The sequence below is a fragment of the Neorhizobium huautlense genome, assembly GCF_030811685.1.
In the GTDB taxonomy this organism is placed as follows: Bacteria; Pseudomonadota; Alphaproteobacteria; order Rhizobiales; family Rhizobiaceae; genus Neorhizobium; species Neorhizobium huautlense_A.
Window position 1 is genome coordinate 241706 of the sequence record NZ_JAUSRF010000003.1, and the last position, 24456, is coordinate 266161.

General features: G+C 61.0%; 23 protein-coding genes and 1 pseudogene. 11 read left to right on the forward strand and 13 right to left on the reverse strand.

Going from position 1 to position 24456, the window contains the following annotated elements; genetic code table 11:
- Positions 1-2 precede the first annotated feature (2 nt).
- The 5 genes from J2T09_RS05810 to J2T09_RS05830 all read right to left on the reverse strand — a co-directional run bounded on the left by J2T09_RS05810 (position 3) and on the right by J2T09_RS05830 (position 6190).
- Positions 3-1205, reverse strand: a complete 1203-nt coding sequence (locus J2T09_RS05810; RefSeq protein WP_306832117.1) for a M24 family metallopeptidase — start codon at positions 1203-1205, stop codon at positions 3-5.
- A 194-nt stretch (positions 1206-1399) separates the two neighbouring features.
- The gene (locus J2T09_RS05815) at positions 1400-2290 is read right to left on the reverse strand and encodes a formate/nitrite transporter family protein (protein WP_306832119.1); all 891 of its coding nucleotides are present in this window, start codon (positions 2288-2290) and stop codon (positions 1400-1402) included.
- A complete protein-coding gene (gene pta / locus J2T09_RS05820) occupies positions 2287-4428 on the reverse strand; it encodes a phosphate acetyltransferase (protein WP_306832120.1) in 2142 nt (713 codons plus the stop codon). The genes J2T09_RS05815 and pta overlap by 4 nt, the downstream gene beginning before the upstream one ends.
- A 112-nt stretch (positions 4429-4540) precedes the next feature.
- Positions 4541-5755: an acetate/propionate family kinase gene (locus tag J2T09_RS05825; RefSeq protein WP_306832122.1), complete on the reverse strand. Its 1215-nt coding sequence runs from the start codon at positions 5753-5755 to the stop codon at positions 4541-4543.
- 99 nt (positions 5756-5854) lie between these two features.
- Positions 5855-6190 (reverse strand): hypothetical protein, encoded by a 336-nt coding sequence (locus tag J2T09_RS05830; protein WP_306832124.1) that lies wholly within the window; start codon positions 6188-6190, stop codon positions 5855-5857.
- Positions 6191-6554: 364 nt separating this feature from the next.
- On the opposite strand from J2T09_RS05830, the gene J2T09_RS05835 reads away from it, so the two are divergent.
- Together J2T09_RS05835 and J2T09_RS05840 are read left to right on the forward strand one after the other, a co-directional pair.
- Positions 6555-7604 (forward strand): DmpA family aminopeptidase, encoded by a 1050-nt coding sequence (locus J2T09_RS05835; protein WP_306832127.1) that lies wholly within the window; start codon positions 6555-6557, stop codon positions 7602-7604.
- 22 nt (positions 7605-7626) lie between these two features.
- Positions 7627-8493, forward strand: a complete 867-nt coding sequence (locus tag J2T09_RS05840) for a D-amino-acid transaminase (RefSeq protein ID WP_306832129.1) — start codon at positions 7627-7629, stop codon at positions 8491-8493.
- A gap of 56 nt (positions 8494-8549) precedes the next feature.
- On the opposite strand, the gene J2T09_RS05845 is transcribed toward J2T09_RS05840, so the two are convergent.
- The 7 genes from J2T09_RS05845 to J2T09_RS05875 form a co-directional block, all read right to left on the reverse strand.
- Positions 8550-9437, reverse strand: a complete 888-nt coding sequence (locus J2T09_RS05845; protein WP_306832132.1) for a LysR substrate-binding domain-containing protein — start codon at positions 9435-9437, stop codon at positions 8550-8552.
- 62 nt (positions 9438-9499) lie between these two features.
- Complete coding sequence (locus J2T09_RS05850) at positions 9500-11008, reverse strand: serine hydrolase domain-containing protein (protein ID WP_306832133.1); 1509 nt, start codon at positions 11006-11008, stop codon at positions 9500-9502.
- 162 nt (positions 11009-11170) lie between these two features.
- Positions 11171-11914, reverse strand: a complete 744-nt coding sequence (locus J2T09_RS05855; protein WP_306832135.1) for an ABC transporter ATP-binding protein — start codon at positions 11912-11914, stop codon at positions 11171-11173.
- A gap of 5 nt (positions 11915-11919) precedes the next feature.
- The gene (locus J2T09_RS05860; RefSeq protein WP_306832137.1) at positions 11920-12738 is read right to left on the reverse strand and encodes an ABC transporter ATP-binding protein; all 819 of its coding nucleotides are present in this window, start codon (positions 12736-12738) and stop codon (positions 11920-11922) included.
- Between the two features lies 1 nt (position 12739).
- Positions 12740-13642: an ABC transporter permease gene (locus J2T09_RS05865; protein ID WP_306832445.1), complete on the reverse strand. Its 903-nt coding sequence runs from the start codon at positions 13640-13642 to the stop codon at positions 12740-12742.
- On the reverse strand, positions 13639-14652 hold the full coding sequence (locus J2T09_RS05870; RefSeq protein ID WP_306832140.1) for an ABC transporter permease: 1014 nt from the start codon (positions 14650-14652) through the stop codon (positions 13639-13641). Before J2T09_RS05870 ends, J2T09_RS05865 begins: the two co-directional genes overlap by 4 nt.
- Positions 14649-16247 (reverse strand): ABC transporter substrate-binding protein, encoded by a 1599-nt coding sequence (locus J2T09_RS05875; RefSeq protein ID WP_306832142.1) that lies wholly within the window; start codon positions 16245-16247, stop codon positions 14649-14651. Before J2T09_RS05875 ends, J2T09_RS05870 begins: the two co-directional genes overlap by 4 nt.
- Before the next feature lie 203 nt (positions 16248-16450).
- On the opposite strand from J2T09_RS05875, the gene J2T09_RS05880 reads away from it, so the two are divergent.
- Complete coding sequence (locus J2T09_RS05880; RefSeq protein WP_306832144.1) at positions 16451-17485, forward strand: dipeptidase; 1035 nt, start codon at positions 16451-16453, stop codon at positions 17483-17485.
- 6 nt (positions 17486-17491) lie between these two features.
- Here the strand turns inward: J2T09_RS05880 and phnF are convergent, their stop codons facing one another.
- Positions 17492-18220, reverse strand: coding sequence for a phosphonate metabolism transcriptional regulator PhnF (phnF, locus tag J2T09_RS05885; RefSeq protein WP_306832146.1), 729 nt, complete (start codon positions 18218-18220; stop codon positions 17492-17494).
- Between the two features lie 105 nt (positions 18221-18325).
- Here phnF and phnG point away from each other — a divergent pair, with 105 nt between their 5' ends.
- The 8 genes and pseudogenes from phnG (at position 18326) to J2T09_RS05925 (ending at position 24445) form a co-directional block, all read left to right on the forward strand.
- Positions 18326-18784 (forward strand): phosphonate C-P lyase system protein PhnG, encoded by a 459-nt coding sequence (phnG, locus tag J2T09_RS05890; protein ID WP_306832148.1) that lies wholly within the window; start codon positions 18326-18328, stop codon positions 18782-18784.
- On the forward strand, positions 18784-19404 hold the full coding sequence (gene phnH / locus J2T09_RS05895; protein ID WP_306832151.1) for a phosphonate C-P lyase system protein PhnH: 621 nt from the start codon (positions 18784-18786) through the stop codon (positions 19402-19404). Before phnG ends, phnH begins: the two co-directional genes overlap by 1 nt.
- 3 nt (positions 19405-19407) lie before the next feature.
- A complete protein-coding gene (locus tag J2T09_RS05900) occupies positions 19408-20499 on the forward strand; it encodes a carbon-phosphorus lyase complex subunit PhnI (RefSeq protein WP_306832153.1) in 1092 nt (363 codons plus the stop codon).
- On the forward strand, positions 20496-21389 hold the full coding sequence (locus tag J2T09_RS05905; protein ID WP_306832155.1) for an alpha-D-ribose 1-methylphosphonate 5-phosphate C-P-lyase PhnJ: 894 nt from the start codon (positions 20496-20498) through the stop codon (positions 21387-21389). The genes J2T09_RS05900 and J2T09_RS05905 overlap by 4 nt, the downstream gene beginning before the upstream one ends.
- On the forward strand, positions 21386-22159 hold the full coding sequence (gene phnK, locus J2T09_RS05910) for a phosphonate C-P lyase system protein PhnK (RefSeq protein ID WP_306832158.1): 774 nt from the start codon (positions 21386-21388) through the stop codon (positions 22157-22159). Before J2T09_RS05905 ends, phnK begins: the two co-directional genes overlap by 4 nt.
- A 2-nt stretch (positions 22160-22161) precedes the next feature.
- Entirely contained in the window at positions 22162-22896 is a 735-nt protein-coding gene (phnL, locus tag J2T09_RS05915) for a phosphonate C-P lyase system protein PhnL (protein WP_306832160.1), read from the forward strand.
- Entirely contained in the window at positions 22896-23516 is a 621-nt protein-coding gene (locus J2T09_RS05920) for a DapH/DapD/GlmU-related protein (protein ID WP_306832163.1), read from the forward strand. The genes phnL and J2T09_RS05920 overlap by 1 nt, the downstream gene beginning before the upstream one ends.
- Positions 23517-23691: 175 nt before the next feature.
- A pseudogene (locus J2T09_RS05925) lies at positions 23692-24445 on the forward strand (phosphonate ABC transporter ATP-binding protein).
- Positions 24446-24456: the final 11 nt, after the last annotated feature.

Below are 24456 nucleotides of genomic sequence, written 5' to 3' on the forward strand. Positions count from 1 at the left end.
GTTCAGCCAAACGGCTTTTCAATCGAATGGGCCGGTTCGGTGAAGAAGACCGGGCCGGTATCCGACATGTAGATGATATCTTCCAGACGCACGCCGCATTCGCCGTAAACGCAGAGCATCGGTTCGTCGGAAAATACCATGCCGGGCTCCAGCAGGGTTTTGTTGCCACGAACGATGAACGGGTCTTCGTGCAGGTCCATGCCAAGTCCGTGACCGGTGCGGTGCGGCAGGCCGGGCACCTGGTAATCCGGGCCATAACCGGCATCCGTCAGCACCTTTCGCGCGGCCGCATCAACCTCTTCGCAGGGCGTGCCGATTTTGGCGGCTTCGAAGCCGGCGCGGTGGGCTTTTTTCTCCATGTCCCACAATTCGCGCTGCCGTTCGCTCGGCGTGCCAAAGATGTAGGTACGGGTGATGTCCGAATTGTAGCGATGGATATGGCCGCCGAGGTCGATCAGCACCATGTCGTTCTTTTTGAGCGTCTGGGCGTAGGGCACGCCGTGCGGATAAGCGGTCGCCTCGCCGAACTGGGCGGCGGCAAAAACGTGGCGCATGCCGAGTTTGGCGTGCGCGGCCTGAATGAAGTCGGTGATCTCGGTGGTGGAAATGCCTTCGTAAAGACCTTCCCATACCGCCTTGTGGACCCGCAGGCTTGCTGTCATTGCGGTCTGGATGATGGCGATCTCGGTGGCCGACTTGATCTGCCGAAAGGCGGCAATCAATTCCTTGGCGCCGATGGTTTTCAGGCGCGTGCCGATATGGGCGGCGATCGGCGTGAAGAAGGCAAAGGGTGTCGCGGGGTCGAAGGCGAGCGTATCGCCTTCCGCGGAGAGGTCGCAGATCAGGTTGGCGACGAGAAGGGCCGGGTCTTCATGTTCTTCCCAGCAGGCGATCTCGCCTTCGATGCGGATCAACGTGACGGTTTTCGGTTCCTCGAAGGCGGGGCTGATATAGATCGGCGCACCTGAGGAGGGGATGATGGCGCCATGCAGGCGCTCGCTGGCGCCGAGCGTGATGCCGGTGAAATAGGTGAGGCTGGTGGAGGTGTCGAGATAAACTGCCTTCACATCGGCTTGGAGCATCAGGCCCTGCAGTTTTGCGATGCGCGCGCCAAGTTCCTGCGTGGAAATGGGGGCAATGTCGGCTGCGATGTTTTCGAATTCCGAAAGCGATTGTTCGAAGGATTTGTAGACGGGGGCGCTCATGCGGGGCTCTGCCTGATGATGGGATTTCACTATCGTGCGGATGCTTTTGTGTGCATTCGCGATTGTGTTTCACCTAACACGATCAGGCCGCCGCGTCGCAAGTTTTGTGGCTGGATGAGCGGCGTTTTCCCGCTCTCCATGAACACAGATGCCCGCGAAATCGAAGACCTCTGATGAGGTCGAGACAGGTTGTCTTATTTCGCCATGCGTTTTGGTCGCCGGTAGATAAGCCAGTAGATGCCGCCCACCAGCAGCGATCCACCCACCCAGTTGCCGAGCGTGACGACAACGAGGTTCATGGCGACGCCGCTGAGCGGGATTGGGGCCATATGGCCGGCAACGATCGCCTGAAAACTCTCCGAACCGCCGTAATGGATCAGCAGGCCGATCGAAAAATAATACATGTTAGCGACGCAGTGCTCGAAACCGGCAGCAACGAAGGCCGTGACCGGAAAGACGATGGCCAGAATGCGGTCGGTGGCGCTGCGGCCGGCAAGTGTCAGCCAGACGGCGAGGCAGACAAGAATGTTGCAGAGGATGCCGAGGGAAAAGGCTTCCAGCGGCGGCAGTGCGGATTTGGCCTCGGCGTAATGCAGGGCGGCGATGCCGATGGCGCCACCGCCGAACTTGTAATGCCCGGAAAGGAAGACCAGCAGGGCCACCCCGGCCGCGCCGATGAAATTGCCGATCCAGACGAGGACCCAGACTTTTATCATTTTGACCGTGCTGATGCGTTTGCTGGCCCAGGCCATCACCATCAGCATGTCGCCGGTGAAAAGCTGGGCGCCGCCGATCAGCACCAGAACCAGGCCGAGCGAGAAGCTGAAACCGGCCAGCAGGCGGGTGACGCCATAAGGCAGAATACCATCGGCACCGGATGCGACCGTGGTCGCGAACATGGCGCCGAGCCCGATGAAGGCGCCGGCGAGGATCGCCAGTGCCAGCAGCGTGATGGTGTCGCTCTTGCTTTTCTTGACACCCATTTCCTCGGCTTCGACCGCAATTTCATGCGGTGCGAGGATGAGACCTGCATCAAGCCCGCGGATGGCCGATTTGGTTTCCTCCTGATGATCGAGCGCGCTCATCCGTTGACCGCACTCTTCAAGGGCTGTTCGTCGATCATCTTCGGGGCATCCGCCTGGATGGCGGTCAGGGCGATGGTGAAGACGATATCGTCCACCAGAGCGCCACGTGACAGATCGTTGACCGGCTTGCGCAGGCCCTGCAACATCGGGCCGACCGAGACGACATCGGCAGAGCGCTGCACCGCCTTGTAGGTCGTGTTGCCGGTGTTGAGATCCGGGAAAACGAAGACATTGGCGCGGCCGGCGACTGGGCTTTCCGGCGCCTTGGAGCGGCCGACGCTTTCGACGCTTGCCGCATCATACTGTATCGGTCCGTCGATCAGCAGGTCCGGGTTCTTGGCGCGGGCGAGAGCGGTGGCTTCACGCACCTTGTCGACATCGCCGCCGGTGCCGGATGCGCCGGTCGAGTATGAAATCATCGCGACGCGCGGATCGATGCCGAAGGCGCGGGCGGTGTCGGAGGATTGCAGTGCGATTTCGGCCAGTTGTTCGGCTGTGGGGTTCGGATTGATGGCGCAGTCGCCGTAAACGAGAACCTGATCGGGCATCAGCATGAAGAAGACCGAGGAGACAATGCTCTGGCCCGGCTCGGTCTTGATCAGCTGCAGCGCAGGGCGAACGGTGCTGGCCGTGGTGTGTACGGCGCCGGAAACGAGACCGTCGACTTCGCCGACTGCCAGCATCATCGTGCCGAGAACGACGGTATCTTCCAGCTGCGCCATCGCCTGCGGAGGTGTCATGCCTTTGGATTTGCGTAAGTCCACCATGGCATCGACGTAATTGGCGCGAACGCTCTGCGGATCGACGATTTCGAGATCGGCGGGCAGATCGAGTTTTTGGGCGCGGGCCATGGCGTGGATGGTTTCGGGATTGCCGAGCAGCACGCAGCGGGCAATGCGCTTGCGGTGGCAGATGACGGCGGCTTGCAGTGTGCGCGGCTCTTCACCTTCCGGCAGCACGATACGCTTGTTGGCGCGGCGCGAGAACTCGATCAGCTGGTTGCGGAAACGCGGCGGCGACAGGCGGGCTTCGTGCGGCTTGCCGATCTTCTGTCGCAGCGAACGGGTGTCGATATGTTCGGCGATATATTCGATCACCTGTTCCATATGGCCGCCATCGTCACGGCTGACATGGTAGCTCAGATGCGACAGGCGCGAGGCGGTGGCATAGGTGTCGTCCTGCGTCGACAGGATCGGCAGGGTGTTGTGACCGGCCGATGTGATCAGGTCGGCGATCGACGGCGCAAGCTGCGCGCCGCAGGTGAGCAGAATGCCGGCGATCGGGATGCCGCGTTCATGCGCAAGCGCGGTTGCCAGCGCCACGTCGCTGCGGTCGCCGGGCATGACGACCAGCGTCATCGGCAACAGGCGGTCGATCATGTTTTCCACCGAACGGGCGACCACGACGATTTCGCGGACACGCACGGCATCGAGATCGCCGCCCTGTTCCACCTGAAGGTCGAGCGAGGAGACGAGGTCGGAAAGGCGTGGCGCGTTGAGGCTCGGGCGGTAGGGAATGGCGCCAATGATTTCACTGTCGCTCATTTCGGCAGCAGCCAGGGCTTGTGTCAGGGCCTGACGGTTGCCCTTCTCCGGCAGTTTGTTGACCAGCAGGCCGGCGAAATGGCGGTTCGCCTCGCGCATATACTGGCGGCGGGCAAGGGCGACGGCATCGGTCAGGCGCTTGCCGTCATTGTCGGTGCCGTTGACGACAGGCACCACTTCGGCGCCCAGGCTGCGGGCGATTTCGACATTGAGACGCTGTGCGATCTGCAGGTCGGCAAACGGGATCAGCCCTTCGACCACGACCACATCGTGATCGGCACGCAGCGTTTCCGCCATGGTGGCGACTTCTTCGAGCAGCAGATCGAGTTCGCCCTTGCGAAGCAGTTCTTCGGCATACGTGAAGGCGATCGGCTCCGGCGCTTCGGTGAGGCAGAGCGTGCGGGCAAAATGGCTGGAGGTTTCTGTTGTCTTGTGGTCGGAGCCGGGATGTTCACCCGCCGTCGGCTGCGCGATCGGCTTGACGAAACCGACCTTCAGGCCGTCGCGCTGAAGAGCGCGGACAAAACCGAGTGCAACGGAGGTGAGGCCGACATCTTGCGCCAGTGGCGCCAGGAAAATGACACGTGCCGTCATGAATTTTGGCCTTTCAATATGTCTCTTCGTTCCGGCATGGCCGGGAAATTTTGGGGCTGCAGACGCCAGCGCATCATGAGTGGCGGGCGCTGCAATTGTGTGAAACGGTGCCTCAGCCGGCCTTGCGGATGTCCTGGCCGATATAGGGGCGAGCTTCGTTGGCGATGGCCCATTCCTCATTGGTGGCGATAACGACCGCCTTCGGTCCCGAACCGTCAGCGCTGATGATGCCGCAACGGCCGCCGAACATGCCGGCATTGGCCTCTTCATTCAGCTTGATGCCAAGGGCTGCCAGACGGGCGATGGTTTTGGCACGCACGAAGGAGGAGTTCTCGCCGATGCCGCCGGTGAAGATCACCGCATCGAGACGCGGCAGGGAGGTGGCAAGGCCGCCGATATAACGGGCGAGGCGATGGACCATGACCTCCATGGCAAGGATCGCGTCCTCATGACCTTCGGCGGCTGCACTTTCCAGCGTGCGGCAATCGTTGGATAGGCCGGAAAGGCCGAGCAGACCGCTTTTGCGGTTCAGCAGCGTGTCGAGATCGTCGATCGACTTGTTGTCCTGACGTGCGATGTGGAAAATCGCGCCGGGATCGATATCGCCGGAACGTGTGCCCATGACGAGACCTTCCAGCGGGGTTAGGCCCATGGACGTGTCGACGCTTTTGCCGTTGAGCACGGCAGTTGCCGAAGAGCCGTTGCCGAGATGGGCGATGACGAGGCCGTGGTCCTTCGGATCAAGACCAAGCATCTCGACTGCTTCCTTGGCCACAAAACCGTGACTGGTGCCGTGGAAACCGTAACGGCGCACACCGGCGTCGCGATATTCCTGCGGGATCGCATAAGTATGGGCGGCCTCGGGAATGGTCATGTGGAAGGATGTGTCGAACACCGCAACATGCGGCACCCAGCCGAGCACTTCCATGGCAACCTTGACGCCAAGCACATTGGCCGGATTGTGCAGCGGTGCGAGATAGGAGAGTGCGTCGATCTCGGCCAGCACCTCGGCATCGAGGCGGGTGGCTTCGACAAAGCGCTCGCCGCCGTGGACGATACGGTGCCCGACCGCGCCAATGGCATCGAGCAGGCCGCGTGCCTGAAGCTCGGCCATCAGGCGGCGCAATGCCGTATCATGGCTGCCGCCGTCGAGCGCAATGGTTACCTTGGCATCGTTCTCCTTGAGGATCAGGCGGCTTTCCGGCTGGCCGAGATTTTCCGCCAGTCCCGAAAGAATGGCGGCGCGATCGGTGCCGGCAAACAGGCTGAATTTCAGCGACGAACTGCCGCAATTGATAACCAGTACATGCGTACGCGCTTCGGCCATGCAAAATTTCCTTGTCAAATAATCTCTTGGTCTATGGATACGACGAGGCGGCCTCGATGGGTGTGAGATGTTGGCCGCCCGGCTTTTTTCAAGCGGTTGTCACGCTGCAATAGGGGCGCTGAAATAGGCGCTCGCGGCGGCGGCCGTCTGTCGATCGATCAGAAAGCCATCAAGCTCGACGAAAAGGGAGCCATCCTCGACACTCCATGTTTCCGGTGCGTGGAGTGCATCGAACAGCGGCTGTTCTGGCATCTGTGCCGGCAAGGGCGCGGCCGTGCGTGTTGCCGGCATGGCCCAGCGCCAATCCAGAAACACTGTGGCTGCGCCTGTGGTCAGCGGTGCCGCTTCCGGGTTGTCGCACGTGGTCGTCTCATGGTCTGCGCTGTCTTGCAGCCAGGGCTCAATCGCAATGAGTCGGTCGGAAAGGATGCCCATCTGTCTGTCTTTCTAAAACACGTGGTCAAGGCTCCTCCCCACCACAGCCTGACGCCAAAACATCCTGCCGTGTGCTTCGTTCGTGATCCTAGCGGCCGCGTCGCTGCGGGCATTGATCACGATCAACGGCTCCCTCCTGCCGTCTGAGCCTGACGATATCATGCGCCTAGTAATCAGTAAATTAACATGAGTGCAGGTGTCATGTTAAACGAGGTTCGCGTCCATGGTGGCGATGACAGGACCTGTTGCGGGTCTGAGCCGGATGGCTGTTGCAAACACGGCATGAAACTATTCCGTTTTTGTTGTGCCAGTCGGCGTTGCGCTCCAGTAGGGTTGCGGAAAATTACGGACTGGGACCCCTTTGATGAACAGCGAAACACGCGTGCGGCTGCGCGCGCTCGGCATCTCTGTCGGCCATTACGAGACCGGTGCGCTGAACGCGATCACCGATGTCGCGGGCGTTGCCGTCGGTCATGTGACCTGTATCGAAGGTGAGCGGACACGCACCGGTGCCACGGCGATTTTGCCGCATGCCGGCAATGTGTTTCAGGACAAGGTGCCGGCAGCACTCGCCGTCTTCAACGGTTTTGGAAAATTTGCCGGCTCGACGCAGATCGCCGAACTTGGGGAGATCGAAACGCCGATCCTGCTGACGAATACGCTCGGCGTCGGCCGCGCCATCGAGGCGATCAACCGCCATACACTGGCGCAGTCGGGCAATGAGCGCGTTGTTTCGCTGAATGCCGTGGTCGGTGAAACCAACGATTCGCGGCTCAACGATATTCGTGCCGCGCGTCCGACGGTGGAAGAAATGTCGCAGGCATTGGCTGGCGCGAAAACCGGTCCAGTCGAGGAAGGTGCTCTTGGCGCCGGCACGGGTACGGTTGCCTTTGGCCTCAAGGGCGGCATCGGTACCAGTTCGCGTGTCGTCTCTGTCGGCGGCGTGTCCTACACGATCGGCGTGCTGGTGCAGTCGAATTACGGCGGCAAGCTGGTGGTTGCCGGCCAGCCCTATGAGGCAGATGGCACACATGACAAGGACGGCTCGATCGTGATGATCGTGGCGACAGATGCGCCGCTGTGTTCACGCAACCTGAAACGTCTGGCCGAGCGCTGTTTTGGCGGTTTGGCGCGCACCGGTGCCGCACTCAGCAATGGTTCGGGCGATTATGCGCTGGCGTTTTCCACGGCCGAAGAGGTTCGTCGCACGCCGGAACGCCGCAAGGCTGTCGCCACCTATCCCGTTCTCTCCAACGATGTCGTTTCGCCGCTGTTCGAGGCCGTTATCGAGGCATCGGAAGAGGCAATTCTCAACTCGATGACGATGGCGACGACAACGCACGGCTACAATGCCGGCACCGACAAGCCCTCGACCATCAATGCCATTTCGCTCGACGCCTTGAAGCGTCGCTGATTCTTTAAGACTGGAGTTCTTTATGCCTGCCGCAACGCCCCGCATCGTTTATCTGAACGGTGCCTTCCTGCCCGAAAACGAAGCGCATATCTCGATCTTCGATCGCGGTTTCCTGTTCGGCGACGGCATTTATGAAGTGACGGCGGTGCTGGATGGCAAGCTGATCGACAGCCCGCTGCACATGACGCGGCTGGAGCGCAGCGTGCGCGAAATCGGCGGCCATCTGCCGATTTCGACGGACGAGATCGTCGCCATCGAAAAGCGTCTCGTCGAGGAAAACAATCTGACCGAAGGCGTGATCTACCTGCAATATACGCGCGGTGCCGAGGATCGTAATTTCCTCTATTCGGAAAATCTTGAGCCGACACTGCTTCTCTTCACCCAGGAAAAGACGCTGGAACATGTGGCCGCCGTCGAAAAGGGTCTGAAGGTCAAGATCGTGCCGGACCAGCGCTGGGAGCGGCGCGATATCAAGACCGTGTGTCTGCTGCCGCAGGTTCTGGCCAAGCGTATCGCCAAGGCCGAGGGCTGTGATGAGGCGTGGATGGTGGAGGACGGTTTCGTCACCGAAGGCGCGTCGTCGACGGCCTACATCATCACCCATGACGACAAGATCGTCACCCGTGGCAATGGCACGGCTATCCTGCCGGGCTGCACGCGTCTCGCCGTTCTGGATCTCGCCCGCGAACAGGGCCTGACCATCGAAGAACGTCCGTTCACGCCGGAAGAAGCCATGGCTGCGCGCGAAGCCTGCCTGACCAGCGCCTCCAACTTCATCGTGCCGATCACCTTCATCGACGGCAAGCCAGTGGGCGATGGCAAGCCGGGTGCGATGTTTACGCGCCTGCGCACGCTTTACATGGACAATGCCCGCCGCACGGCAGTCTGAGTTTAAAGTTTACCGGATCGCTCCTTAAAACAATCCCCGTTTGGAGCGGGACGGAACTAGCCGGCGGCCACCAAAACATCCCAGATTTTTCTGACGATGGGCCGCCGGTTTTCTTTTGAGCGATAGAGGCGGATTTCGACCTCGATATCCCATTCCGGTTCCGCCGCGCGCACCAGCCGGCCATCGCCGAGCTCCGCCTTGACGAGGCTTTCCGGGATCCACGACAGCCCCCAGCCCGATGTGACCATGGCCTTCAGCCCCACTGAATGGCTGCCGACATGGACGCGGTTGTCTGCGGGTAAGCGCGTCGCCAGCGTGCCGGCCATCAGCTGGCCGAAAAACGACGTTTTTTGATAGCTGACATGCGCGAAACCGGGCTCCAGGCTGTGCAGGGGTTTGCCGTTTGCATCCGCCGCACTGACGGGAATGATGGTTTCGGCACCGAGCCTGTGATGTTCGAACTGCGGATCGAGCAGCATCGGCACATGCAGGTTCTGGTAGGTCAGCAGGAAATCGCTGTCGCCGTCGATCAGCGAGTTGAGGTTTTCTTCCATGCTGCCGGAATCGGGACGCATATGGGAAACCAGCGGCCCGAGTTTTTCGCGCAGGTCCGTCAGCAAGTTGGGAAAGAAAGTGAAGGACAGCGTGTGCAGCGCCGTCAGCGTGACGGTGCGCGCGTCATTGCCCTCTTCGTGCTGGAGATTGCGCCGCGCCTGATAGAGGCCTTGCAGCGTCTGTTCGGCGATGGGCACGAACCGTTTGCCGGCTTCCGTCAGTCGTGACGGATAGGTGGCGCGGTCGATCAGGCTGGTGCCGACCCAGGCTTCCAGCTGTCTTATGCGGCGGCTGAAGGCGGATTGGGTGACGTTGCGCTCGTCCGCCGCCTTGGAAAAATTCAGCGTCTGGGCCAGCGCCAGAAAATCTTCAAGCCATTTGACTTCCACCGAACACTCCAAAACAAAACCGGCTGCGGTTTTTCATTGGTCCGGTTGGCGGAAAATTGCAATCACGCGTCTCTGGTATATTCAATCATTCTTGCGCGCGACAGAACCAGTTCGAGACGGTTTTCCGCAAGAACATGCAGGCAGACGCGCTTGGTCCACGGCCCATCCCTAAGCGTGAACAGGAAACGGCCATTGCCGAGTGCCGTCAATGGCATGCGGTGGCGAACCGGGCCGACGCCCATGACGACGGCATCGCCATCGATCTCGAAATACGCGCCTTCATCGGAAAACCAGCGGCCAGCAAGCGTGGCGGGAACACCGGTATCGGCGGCAGGCAGAAATTTGCGCGGCGGATGACCCATCTGGCCGACAATCGCATCGCCGTCCATCTTGAGGCGCATGGGTGAAGAGGCGGAGAAGGAGGAGACGTAACCGCCCTCGTCTTCATAAGCCGTATCATCGGCATCGAGCCACGTGACGGTGGAACCCTTGACCTCGATCCAGAAGGGACCGGTTTGCGTGACGTAAAGACCATCGGTCAGGGCCGGGGAGGCGACGGGCATGGAGAGATCGAGGAGGGCAGCCATGGCCTCCTGCGCGATCTTGTTGCCGTTCGTGTCCTCGCGGTTGGAGACGATGACGAAACCGCTTTTGCTTGCCTGATCGATGAGGAAATAGGTTTTGTAACCCGGATGCGAGCCGCCGTGGCCGGTGAACTCGCGGCCATCGAGGACGGTGCGACGAAGGCCGAGGCCGTAACCGCTTTCGGAGCCATCAGCGAGGGCGCGGGGGGCGGCGAGGCGGTCGAGAATGCCGGCGAAATCGCCCTGTCCGATCATCAGGGCACGGGCCCAGTTGGCAAGGCTCGTGGCGCTGCCGGTCATGCTGCCTGAGGCGGAGATATGCAGGCCGGCGGCGGAGAGTTGCCATTTCTGGCCGTCGTGCCAGTAACCGGGAACGAGACCGGCAACGGCGTCGTTCCAGACATCCGGGGCGTCGAGCGTGGCATCTGCCTTGGCGCCGGTTTTGCGGATGAAATCGCGGAAGAACAGATCCTTGCGCTCAAGTGCCGCTTCGACAAGGCGGTATCCGGTGTTGGAATAGGAGACTTCCGTTCCTGCTTCATAGTTGAGGCGCGTCTGGCGGGCGAGAAATTCCATCAGCGGACCGGCCTTGGTTTCGGTATAAACCGAAAGACCGAGAAGCGAGAGGCATTCGCGGGTGTCGGGCAGGCCGCCGCTCATGTCGAGAGCGCGGCCGACGGTGACGCTTGCCATCGGCTCCTGAAGCTCGGGCAGATGCTGGCCGAGTGTGTCGTCGAGCGAGATTGCTTCGGGATGCGAGAGCACCATGGCGCAAAAGGCGTGTTTGGTGACGGAGGCGTAACGCACGACGGTATCGGCGGAGAAGGGGGCCATGGTCGAGAGGCTCTCGACGCCACCGGCTTCAGCGAAGCGAATGCCGTTGGCATCGAAGCCGATCACTGCGCCGCCGGGTTGATCCGCTCCCCATGCGCCGGTGAATTTCTTCACGGCGTTGCGTGCGGCTTTCCAATTGGCTGTGATCGACATTTCGTTATCTCCAATGACCGGTTTTATCGCTCTCCGTCGTCATCCCCACCGCCGTCATCCTCGGGCTTGACCCGAGGATCTAGGCCCTAGCTAGGCATTCGACGTGGTTAGATGCTCGGGACAGGCCCGAGCATGACGACGGAAAGGTCGAAGACCTTGTTATCAGGCCGGTTCTTCCAACTCCACGCTCAGGCTGCGCAGTTCGCGCGTGTGAGCGTGTTCGATATTGCCGAGCCTCAAGTCTTCGGCGGTGACCTGTTCGACCATGTGGCCATCGATCATCACGCCCACATCCGTGCACAGATGCGCGATGACGCTGAGATTGTGGCTGACCATTACATAGGTGAGGTTCCGCTCAGAGCGCAGATCGGCCAGAAGGTTGAGGATTTCCGCCTGAACCGAGACGTCGAGCGCCGAGGTCGGTTCGTCGAGCAGCAGCACTTCCGGTTCTGCGATCAGCGCGCGGGCGATTGCCACGCGCTGGCGCTGGCCGCCGGAGAGTTGGTGCGGATACCGGAAACGCGCCGTCTGCGGCAGGGCGACTGCCGACAGAACCTTGGCGATACGGCCGTCGATATCGTCCATGCCGTGCACGAGCGGCAGTTCCGACAGGATGCGGTCGATCGTCTGGCGCGGATGCAGCGAACCGTATGGGTCCTGGAACACCATCTGCACCTTGCGGAAGAAGGCCGGCGGACGGACCAGCGGCGCGTCTTGCCCGGAAAAGGCGATGCGGCCGGACCACTCGTTGTTGAGGCCGGCCATGGCGCGCAGAACTGTGGATTTGCCCGAACCGCTTTCGCCGACGATACCGAAGCTGGCGCCATTGGCAACGTTGAAGGACACGCCCTTGACGACTTCCTTGTCACCGAAGGAGATGCGCAGATTGTCGATCTCGATGGTCATTTCAGCTACTCCGGATCACGGGTCAAGACGGGCAGGCGCTCCTTGGGATGGATCAGCGAGGGCATGCAGTTCAAAAGGCCACGCGTATAAGGATGCTGCGCGGACAACAATTCGGATGCCTTCAGCTCTTCCATGACACGGCCGGAATACATCACGGCGACGCGGTCGCAGAAATGCGAGACCAGCGGCAGGTCGTGGCTGATGAGCAGAAGGCCCATGCCACGTTCCGACACCAGTTCCTCGATCAGGCGCAGTATTTCCGCCTGCACCGTGGCGTCGAGCGCCGATGTCGGTTCGTCGGCGATCAAGAGTTCGGGATCGGGCGCCAGCATCATGGCGATCATGACGCGCTGGCCCATGCCGCCCGAAACTTCGTGCGGATAGGAGCTTGCTACCTTTTTCGGGTCGCGGATCTTCACCATTTCCAAAAGGTTGATCGCGGCTTCCAGAGCGGCACGCTTGCTGCCGCCCTTGTGGGCGCGCCAGGATTCGGCCACCTGGCTGCCGATCGTCTTCACCGGGTTCAGCGAATATTTCGGGTCCTGCAGAATGAAGCCAGCCCGCTTGCCGCGGATCGTGCGCATCTGCTTTTCCGATGCCGACAGGATGTCGATGCCGTCGAATTCGAGCTTGTCGGCTTCGATCCGGGTCTGCTTGGGCAGAAGCTTCATCAGGGCGCGGGCGGTGAGGCTCTTGCCCGATCCGCTTTCGCCGACAATGCCGAGCTTTTCGGTGCCGAGCGTCAGCGACACGCCTTTCACGGCGGGCGCAAAGCCGGTGCGGCTTTCAAAGCCGATATGCAGGTTCTTGATCTCTACGAGCATATCAGGCCGCCTTCGGATCGAGGACGTCGCGCAGGGCGTCGCCGAGGAAGTTGAAGGCGAGCGACACCATGAAGATGGCGATGCCGGGAATGGCGGCAACCCACCACTGTTCGAAGATGAAGCGCTTTGCGGTGGCGATCATTGCACCCCATTCCGGCGACGGCGGCTGTGCGCCCATGCCAAGGAAGCCGAGCGAGGCGGCGGTGATGATGATCGACGACATGTCGAGCGTGACGCGCACGATCAGGGTCGGCACGCAGAGCGGCATGATGTGGCGGAAGATGATGCGCCACGACGAAGCACCGGTCAGGCGATAGGCGGCGATGAAATCGCTGCCGCGAACGGTGAGCGTTTCGGCGCGGGCCATGCGAGCGTAAGGCGGCCAGGCGGTGAGCGCGATGGCGAGAACGGCGCTTTCGACGCCGGGCTGAAGCGCTGCCACGAAGGCGAGAGCCAGAACCAGACGCGGGAAGGCCAGAAAGATGTCGGTGAGGCGCATCAGCACCGTATCGACGATACCGCCGAAATAACCGGCAATGCAGCCGATGGCGAGGCCGAGCGGCGCGACCAGCACGACGACGGCGATGACCATGCCGAGCGTGACGCGGCCACCGTAAAGCAGGCGCGAAAAGATATCTCGGCCGAGCTCGTCGGTGCCGAACCAGTTGGCAGCGCTTGGCGCGGCCAGTCGGTTGCCAAGTTCCTGCGCCGCCGGATCATGCGTTGCCAGCAGCGGCGCGAAGATGGCGATGGCGATGAAGATGGCGATGATGGTGAGGCCGATCATGCCGAGCGGATTGCCGCGCAGGTTCAGCCAGATGCGGTACCAGTTGCCCCAGGCGGCCTGGCGGCGCGAGGACGGATTTTCGTCCAGCGCCCAGTTTCGGAAGGTGGCGATCATTATTGTACCCGTGGATCGAGGACGCGGTAGAGAATGTCCGCAATCAGGTTGAGGCCGACATAGATGAGGCCGATCAAAAGCGTGGTGCCGACGACCGGGTTCATGTCCGCATTCATAAGCGAGACGGTCAGATATTGGCCGATGCCCGGCCACGAGAACACGGTTTCCGTAACGACGGCGCCTTCGAGAAGGCCGGCATAGGTGAGCGCGATAACCGTGACGAGCTGCACGGCAACCGTCGGGAAGGCGTGTCCCCAGATGACCGTCGTCAGCGACAGGCCTTTGGCGCGGGCGGTGATGACGTATTCGCCCTTCAGCGCGTCGATCATGAAGGCGCGCGTCATGCGGGCGATATAGGCCATCGAGAAATAGGCAAGGATGATGACCGGCTGGGCCATATGCGCCAGCGCATCGAAAAAGGCATCGAAATCGCCTGCGATCAGCGTGTCGATGGTCAGGATGCCGGTGACCGGATCGATCATTCCGTCAAAGATGATGTCCTGACGGCCGGGGCCGGGCGCGAGGTCGAGCCATGAATAGAAGATCAGCAGCGAGATCAACGACAGCATGAACACCGGCACGGAGTGACCGGCAAGGCAGAATACGCGGATACCCTGATCCGTGGCCGAACCCTGACGGACGGCTGCCCAGACGCCGAGCGGAATGCCGATCAAAGCTGCCAGCAGAAGTGCGGCCGTGGCGAGCTCGAATGTCGCCGGGAAAAAGCGCACAATATCTTCGGCGACCGGGTTCTTGGTCAGAACCGACATGCCGAAATCGCCGTGGATCAGCTGGTTCAGGTAATGCAGAAACTGCACCGGAATGGGCTGATCAAGGCCCATTTCGGCGCGTACGCGAAGAATGACATCCTCCGGTGCATTGTCGCCGACGGCGGCAATGACCGGATCGACCGGCATGACCCGGCCGATGAGGAATGTCAGCACAGTCAAACCGAACAGCGTCAGGAGGACGCTGCTCAGTGTTGCTGCAAGGCTTTTGAAACGCTTGTTCACGACTTGGAAGTCTCGAGGTAGGTGTTGCCTTCAGACAGAACGCCGATGGTCACGCCCGAGACGTTCTTGCGGCAAGCCGCGGTCTTGGTGGTCTGGAACATGATGGCGAACGGGCTGTTTTCCATGAATTCGCGCTGCAGGGCTTCGTAAAGCTCCAGACGCTTTGCCGGATCCTTTTCGTCACGGGCAGCTTCGGCCTTGCCGGTCAGTTCGTCGTTCTTGAAGCTGGAGCGCCATGCGAAAGGCTTCTTCTTGGCGTCGTCCGAATTGTCCTTGTTGATGCAGAACACTTCGGCGTTGGAGTTCGGATCAAAGTAGTCCGTGCCCCATGCCGACAGCGCCATTTCGTGGCCGCGGGCGCGCATCTTGGTGAGAACCTGACGGTTTTCGGCCGACTGCAGCTTTACGCGGATGCCGATGGCGCCGAGGTTGGCCTGGATCGCCTGAGCGAGGTCCGGGTAAGGCTGGGCGGCATAGTGATCGAGCGTGATGTCGAAACCGTCTGCGAGACCGGCTTCCGCCATCAGGGCCTTGGCCTTTTCGATATCCTGCTTGAACGGCGTTTCGGTGACCGTGCCCGGGAAGCCGGTCGGCTCCATGCTCTGGTGAACGACGTGCGTGAGCGGCACGATGTTCTTCTGCATGCCTTCGTAATCAAGCGCCCACTTGACGGCCTGCCAGACCTGCGGCTTGGCAAGGTTGGCATTGTTCTGGTTGAGCGAGATCAGAACCAGCGAGGCGATCTGCTTGCGCACCAGCGTGACGTTTTCGTCAGACTGAAGAGCCTTCAGCTGTTCCGAGGTCAGGTCGCGGGCGATATCGACGTCGCCCTTCTGCAGCATCAGCATCTGCGAAGACGGATCGACGACGTGGCGGATGATGACGCGCTTCAGGTTGCCCTTGTAGGGGCCGTGTTCGTTGAGTGCCAGCGCAATGCTTTCCGAAGCCTTCCAGGCCTGTAGCTTGAACGGGCCGGAACCGGCGCTGTTCTTCTGCAGCCAGGCATTGCCGAGGTCGCCGTTCACTTCGTTTTCGAGAACGGTCTTCTTTTCGACGATGGCGCCGATGTTCGCCGAAAGGCAGAACAGCAGGAAGGAGATCGCGGTCGGGGCTTCGGTCGTCAGGGTGACGGTCTTTTCGTCCTTGGCGACGATGCGGGCTTCAACGTTTTCAGCCGTGAAGCCGAACTGGTTGATGATGAAGGCCGGGCTCTTGTTCATCTTGATGGCGCGCTGCAGCGAGAACGCAACGTCGTCTGCCGTGACGGCAGCGCCGGAGGCGAACTTGGCATCGGCCAGCTTGAAGGTGAAAACCTTGTTGTCGGCATCGGCTTCCCAGGAAGCGGCGATGACCGGCAGAACCGTATCGGGGTTGTCGCTGTTGGCGCGCACCAGCTTCTGGTACATGTTGCTGATCATCTCGCCGCCGACGGCCTCAAAACCCTCATGCGGGTCAAGGCTGGTCATGTTGTCGAGCTGCTGTGCAACGACCAGAATGTCCTTCGGCGTGGCCGCAAAGGCGGTTTCGGCCAGTTCGAGATAGGACAGGAACGGAACGGCTGCACCGCCGATCAGAAAGTTGCGTCTTGATACCATTGCTGTATTCCCCTTGATGCGCCACCCCCGGGATTTAAGGGGTGGCAAGATTTTGCCGCAATTCCGCGGCGTCTTAACAGTGCGTTTACAGCCCTACCAATTCCATTTTTCGAATAGGTTATGCGCGGATTGCATTTGCGACCGCTGCTCCAGCTACTTAACGATATCCGAAACTTTCAGCCGCAGGCAGGACACTTCAGAAAATGTTGAACAATTTGCTCCCGATCTTCGATGGCCATAACGACGTGCTGCTGCGCCTGCGACGCGACGGCGGCGCTGATCCGGTCAAGCGTTTTCTCGAAGGCGAGGATGGCGGGCATATCGACCTGCCGCGCGCCAAGGCAGGCGGTCTGGCCGGAGGCCTCTGTGCCATCTATGTTCCTTCGCCGAGCATGACCAAGGACGCCAATGGCGACTACCCGACGCCGTCGCAGCCTGACGCCATCAACGAAACGCTGGCAATGGCGCGGCTTCTGTTCGAAATCGAGGCCCGCTCCGAAGGGGGCGTGACGGTGTGCCGCACGGCCGGCGATATCCGCCGCTCGATCGAAACCGGCAGTTTTGCGGCCGTTTTCCACATCGAGGGCGCAGAAGCTGTCGCCGCCGATCTCGATGCGCTGCATGTTCTCTATCAGGCGGGTCTGCGCACGCTCGGTCCGGTCTGGAGCCGCCCTAACGTGTTCGCTTACGGTGTGCCGTTCCGTTACCCGTCGACGCCAGATATCGGTCCGGGCCTGACCGAAGCCGGCCGCGACCTGATCCGCGCCTGCAATGAGCTGAAGATCATGGTCGACCTGTCGCATATGAACGAGGCCGGTTTCTGGGAAATTGCCAAGCTCTCCAACGCGCCGCTGGTCGCCTCGCATTCCAACGTGCATGCGCTTTGCAACCACAGCCGCAACCTGACCGACCGCCAGCTGGACGCGATCCGCGATACGGACGGTCTTGTCGGCATCAATTTCGGCGTGCTGTTCCTGCGTGACGATGGCATCAAGGATGCCAATACCAGCCTCGATCTGCTGGTTCGTCATGTCGCCTATATCGCCGAACGGATCGGCATCGATCGTGTTGCGCTGGGTTCCGATTTCGATGGCACGACCATTCCGGCGGAATTGAAGGATGCGGCGGGTCTGCCGAAGCTGGTCGAGGCGCTGCGTAGCCACGGCTTCAATGACGCGGAACTGAAGAAGATCGGCCACGAGAACTGGATTTCCGTTCTCGAACGCAGCTGGGCCTGATGAGGCTCAATCGCCTTCGGGCTTGAACGAAAGCTCGAACCGGTCCGCGAGAAAGCGCGTGCGCACGCTCTGGACCGGTTTGCCTTCCATGTCCACATCCACGGCGTTGCTGATCAGCACGATGGCGTCGCTGGCGCACTGCAGCAGTTCGGCGTCGTTGGGGGATACACGTTCGGCTGTGATGCGGGTTTCGCGACGGCGATAATCGCTGACGCCGGACTTTTGCAATGCCTGGGTGATCGATCCGGTTTCCGCATAGGCCGAAATGATGTCTGGAAAGCGTTCCGCCGAAAACAGCGAGGTGGAGCGCGACATCGGCATGCCATCCACCACGGCCAGCCGCTCCAACCGGTGTAGCGGCGCGCCGACCGCGACATTCAGCTGTGCCGCCTGCCGCGCATCCGCGGCCACCCGCTCCGCGCCGATCAGACGGCCTGACGGCTCGATCGACTGTTTCATCATGTTTTCCCGAAAGCGCACCCGCTCGCCGATCGGATAGATCACGCGCGGCGGCTGGGCGTTTACAAATGTGCCGCGGCCGCGCTCGGCGCGCAAAAGGCCCTCGGTCGATAGAGCCGCAATCGCGCGGCGCACCGTATGCCGGTTGACGCCGTGGCGTTCGGCAAGCTCGACTTCGGGCGGAAGCTGCTGAGCGATGACGCCGGACGCGATGTCGGCGCGAATGGCGTCGGCGACGCGGCGCCAGCGGGAAATGCCGTCATCGAGGGCGTGCATGAACTTACTCCAATAAAAATGCGAAATGTCATCAAGCTGTCACTGGCCAGGCCCTATAACCTCGATTAGATTAGTTGTCTACACAAATAGACAAATAGGTGCGACATGACGGCAGAAACAGCGAATGCGCGGAGAAAGCGGGCACTGGATGCGATGGCGTCCATGCCGGCCAACATGCTCTCCGATCTTTACAAAGAAAATACAGCCGGTGCGCCCGGTGCCATCGCGGTGCGCGGTCCGGAAATCGGGGCCATCATGCTGCGCGGCCGTATCGGTGGCGGCGGTGCGCCGTTCAATCTTGGTGAGGCGAGTGTGACCCGAGCGACCGTGCGGCTGGACAGCGGCGAACTTGGCCATTCGATCGTGCTCGGCCGTGATGCAGACAAGGCCCGCATGATCGCCCATCTCGACGCACTGCGTCAGTTACCGGACTGGATCGGCCGCGTGGAGAAGGCAATCGTCGAGCCGGCTCTGGAACATGCCCGCGCAGAGGCGAAACTTCAGGCAGAAGAAACAGAAGCGACGCGCGTCGACTTCTTCACCATGGTGCGGGGAGAAGACTGATGAGTGTTTCGATCAATACCCGTTCGGAAGGCCATGTTTTCGAAGGTGGTTTCGCAAACCCGGTGATGGATTCCCAAGGCGTTTTTCGCCGCGTCATGAATGCGCTGGGTGAACCCGGTACGGTTGCCGATCTTTCCGGTTTCGTGACGCCGCCGGCGCCTCTCTCTCAGGCTGCCGCGGCAATCCTTTTGACGCTTGCCGATTACGACACGCCGGTCTGGTTCGAAAAGCCGGAAAACAATGACGATGCCATCGGCTGGATGTCGTTTCACACCGGTGCACCGCGCACGGCGGATGTTTTTCGCGCCGCATTTGCCGTGCTCGAAAAGATGAGCCCGGTCGAAGCGTGGGCAAAGTTTCCAATCGGCACCAGCGACTACCCGGATCGTTCCGCCACCCTGATTCTGCCGGTCGAAAGCCTTGCTGGCGGTGAGCCGCTCAGGCTGACGGGTCCCGGCATCGAAACTGAAAAGGTGATCACGCCGCTCGGGCTGCCGCAGGGTTTTGAGGCCTTCATGACGGAAAACCGCGCCGCCTATCCGCTTGGGCTGGATGTGCTTCTGGTCTGTGGCGGTGAAGCGATCGGCCTGCCGCGCACCACTCGTATCGAGGAGGCTTGAGCCATGTATGTAGCCGTCAAGGGCGGGGAAGCCGCCATTGCCAATGCCCATCGTCTGCTGGCCGATCGCCGTCGCGGCGATCGTGATGTACCGGCGCTGACGCTGGAACAGATCACCGGACAGCTGGCGCTTGCCGTCGACCGCGTCATGGCCGAAGGCTCGCTTTACGATCCCGATCTCGCCGCCATGGCCGTGCGACAGTCGCGCGGTGACATGATCGAGGCTATCTTTCTTTTGCGCGCCTATCGCACCACGCTTGCCCGTTTCGGCAATTCGCGGCCGATCGATACGGCAAAAATGCGCATCGAACGCCGCGTGTCGGCCACCTACAAGGATATTCCGGGCGGCCAGTTGCTTGGTCCAACTTTCGACTACACGCACCGCCTGATCGATCCGGCCATGGCTGGTGACGAACCGGTCGATGAACCGTTGCGCCGTGCCCGTGAAGACGAGCGTCGTGCGCCTCGGGTGACCGATATCCTGAACGATGAAGGCCTGATCGAACGCGACGTGTTGTCCGACGAAGAGCCGGGCGACCTGACCCGCGATCCGACCGCTTTTCCGGCCGATCGTGATGTTCGTCTTCAGGCACTGGCGCGCGGCGACGAGGGTTTTCTTCTCTCGCTCGGATATTCCACCCAGCGCGGTTATGGCCGTACGCATCCGTTTGTCGGTGAAATCCGCATCGGGCTGGTCGATGTCGAGATCGATGTGCCGGAACTCGGTTTTGCCGTATCTCTCGGTCAGGTCCGCGTCACCGAATGCCAGATGGTGTCGCAGTTCACCGGCGGTGGTGAGGAGGGTGCGAAGTTTACCCGTGGCTACGGTCTCGTTTTCGGCCAGTCCGAACGCAAGGCGATGGCGATGAGTCTTGTTGACCGCGCCCTTCGCGCCGATGAATTCGACGAACAGCGGCTGGCACCGGCGCAGGACGAGGAATTCGTGCTCGCCCATTGCGACAACGTGCAGGCGACGGGTTTCGTCGAACATCTGAAACTGCCGCATTACGTCGATTTCCAGGCAGAACTCGACCTGTTGCGCACGCTGAACACGGCCAAGGCCAAAAACGATGAGATGAGGGAGGCCGCAGAATGACGCTTCCGGAATATAATTTCGCCTATCTGGACGAACAGACTAAAAGGATGATCCGCCGCTCGATCCTCAAGGGTATCGCCATTCCCGGTTATCAGGTGCCGTTCGCCTCGCGTGAAATGCCGATGCCCTATGGCTGGGGCACCGGCGGCGTGCAGGTGACGGCGGCGATCCTCGGTCCTGATGACGTGCTGAAGGTCATCGATCAGGGCGCCGACGACACCACCAATGCCGTTTCCATCCGCGCCTTTTTCGCAAAGACCGCAAATGTGGCGACGACGACGAAAACGGCGGATGCAACCGTCATCCAGACGCGTCACCGCATCCCGGAAGCGCCGCTGTCTGCCGGTCAGGTCATCGTTTATCAGGTGCCGATCCCCGAGCCGTTGCGTTTCCTTGAGCCGCGCGAGACCGAAACCCGCGTCATTCACGGGCTGGAGGAATACGGTCTCATCCACGTCAAACTCTACGAGGATATCGCCCAGCACGGTCATATCGCCACGACCTACGCATACCCGGTCAAGGTTGAGGATCGCTATGTCATGGACCCATCGCCGATCCCGAAATTCGACAATCCGAAAATGAACGGCTCGCCAGCCCTGCAGCTATTCGGGGCCGGCCGCGAAAAGCGCATTTATGCCCTGCCGCCCTTCACCCATGTCGTCAGCCTCGATTTCGAGGATCATCCGTTCGAAGTCCAGAAATTCAAACAGCCCTGTGCGCTTTGCAACGCCACCGGCGTCTATCTCGACGAAGTGGTGACCGATGATCGCGGCAGTCGCATGTATGTCTGCTCCGATACCGACCATTGCGAAACACGCCGCGAGGAAGGTCATCGTGGACCCGGCCTGCCGATCTCCGGGGCGCAAACCGTCAAGGAGGACGCGGCATGACCTCTCCCATTCTTTCCGTCCGTGACCTTGAGCGCCGGTACGGGGATTTCATCGGCTGCACCGATATTTCCTTCGATGTCTGGCCGGGCGAAGTGGTCGCCATTGTCGGCGAATCCGGCTCCGGTAAAACGACGCTGCTCAACTGCATTTCCGGCCGTCTGGACCGCTCGAGCGGCAGCATCCGTTACAATATGCGCGACGGGCGTTTCCCCGATCTGGCCGACCTGTCGGAAGCCGAGCGCCGTTTCCTGATGCGCACCGACTGGGGTTTTGTGCACCAGAACCCGGCCGATGGTCTTCGCATGCGGGTGTCTGCCGGCGCCAATGTCGGCGAACGGCTGATGGCAATCGGTGACCGTCATTACGGTGAGATCCGCCACACGGCCACCGAATGGCTCGGCCGCGTGGAAATTGCCGGTGACCGTATCGATGACAAGCCGGTCGCCTTCTCCGGTGGCATGCGCCAACGCCTGCAGATTGCCCGAAATCTCGTCACCCGCCCACGGCTGATCTTCATGGACGAGCCGACCGGTGGTCTGGATGTTTCAGTTCAAGCGCGTGTGCTTGATCTTCTGCGCGGTCTCGTCAGCGATCTCGGTCTTGCGGTGGTGATCGTCACCCACGATCTGGCCGTTGCCCGCCTGCTGTCGCAGCGGATGATCGTCATGAAGAGTGGCCGCATCGTCGAAACCGGTCTGACCGACCGCGTGCTCGATGATCCGCATCATCCCTATACCCAGCTTCTCGTCGCCTCGATCCTGGAGTCGTGATCATGAGTGTTTCATCAAACGAGACAGGCAACGCGCTGCTTTCGGTTCGCGACGTGGCAAAGTCCTTCACCATGCATCTGCGCGACGGCGTTATCCTGCCGGTCGTCAACGATGTGAATTTCGAACTGTTTGCCGGTGAATGTGTCGTGCTCGGCGGACCGTCCGGCGTCGGCAAATCCTCGATCCTGCGCATGGTCTATGGAAACTATTCCATAGACAGCGGCGAAATCCTCATCCGCGACCGGGTGTCCGGCGAGGCACATGATCTCGGTGCCGGCGATCCGCGTCTCGTGCTCGATCTGCGGCGCGATTGCATCGGCTACGTCAGCCAGTTTTTGCGCGCAGTCCCGCGCGTTTCGGCGCTCGATATCGTCGCCGAACCGCTGGTGTCGCGTGGTGTCGATCGCACTGTGGCGGCGGAAAAGGCTGCCGGCGTGCTCAACCGCCTGCATCTGCCGGAAGCGCTGTTCGACCTGCCCCCCGCCACCTTCTCCGGTGGTGAAAAGCAGCGCGTCAACATCGCTCGTGGTTTCATCACCGATCACCCGATCCTGCTGCTCGACGAGCCGACCGCCTCGCTCGACGCCGCCAACCGCGATGTCGTCATCTCGATGATCCGCGAAAAGCTGGATGCCGGCACCGCTGTTCTCGGCATCTTCCATGACCAGCCGGTGCGCGATGCGGTGGCCACCCGCACCATCGATGTTTCCGCCTTTTCGGCACGGAGGGCCGCGTGATGAAAAAGCATCTTTCCGCAACCGTTTCTTTCATCGATCCGACGGCTGTTGTCACCGACAGCCAGCTTGGCCGCTATACCGAAGTGGCGGCAGGTTCGAGCGTCACCGACACCACGATGGGCGATTATTCCTATGTGAGGGAAAATTGCATGGTGTGGTGTGTTGATATCGGCAAGTTCGTCAATATCGCCGCTGCCGTTCGCCTCAACGCCACCAATCATCCGACCGAACGGGCGACGTTGCATCACTTCACCTACCGCGCCGGCGATTATTTCGATGGTGCCGAAAACGAGGCCGAGTTTTTTGCCGCCCGCCGCGCCAAACGTGTGGTCATCGGCCATGACGTCTGGATCGGTCACGGCGTCACCGTGCTGCCGGGCATCAAGATCGGTAATGGCGCGGTGATCGGGGCAGGGGCAGTCGTCAGCCGCGATGTGGCGCCTTACACGATTGTCGGCGGCGTGCCGGCAAGGCTGATCCGCGACCGTTTTGCCTCAGGTATCGGCGAGCGCATGGACGCGCTTGCATGGTGGGACTGGGGTCACGACCAGTTGTTTCAAGCATTGCAGGATTTTCGCGACCTGTCTGCCGAGGAGTTTCTGGGGAAATACGAAGGCTGACACAGAAGTTTCATTCAAGTGTCGCTGAAACATCATCGAAACATCGTCAGAGTTTCTTGAAGCCCGCAATGTCAGGGGAAGAAGAATGTCCGCGATTACCGTTTCCAACCTGTCGAAAACGTTCGGCAAAAACCGCGCCCTCGACAAGGTGAGCCTCACCGTCGAGCGCGGCGAGATGGTTGCCCTGATCGGTGCCTCCGGCTCCGGCAAGTCGACTTTGATCCGCCATTGCCGGTCTCGAAACGGCCGACAGTGCAGGTGGCCGTATCAATGTTCTGGGCGAACTCTGTCAGGATGGTGGCCGCATCAATCCGCGCCTCAAGCGTGGTCGTGTCTCGGTCATCTTCCAGCAGTTCAATCTGGTCGGCCGCCTGTCTGTGATGACCAATGTGCTGATCGGCCATCTGGGCCGCACGCCGCGCTGGCGCGGCACGCTTGGTCTTTTCAATCGCGACGAAAAGCAGCTTGCACACCGCGCTTTGGAGCGCGTCGGTATTCCGCAGGTGTTTGCCCAGCGTTCCTCCACGCTTTCGGGCGGACAGCAGCAGCGTGCCGCGATTGCCCGCACGCTGGTGCAGGAAGCGGAAATCCTGATCGCCGACGAACCGATTTCGGCGCTCGATCCATCCTCGGCCCGTCGCGTCATGGACGTTTTGTCCAGCATCAATTCGCAGGATGGCATCACGGTGGTCGTCTCCCTGCATCAGGTGGAATATGCGCGGCGCTATTGCCCGCGCACCATCGCCATGCGCGACGGCGCGATCGTTTACGACGGCCCGTCCACAGCGCTTTCCAACGAATTCCTGGCCGAACTTTATGGTGCGGCTTCGGAAGAACTGGTCCTGCCGGATGCACCGGCCGGTCAAGCTGCTCCTGCCGCCCATGCCGCGGAGCGAGAACGTCCTCGGGCCGAGCTGGAGCTCGCCTGATCACTCTTTGA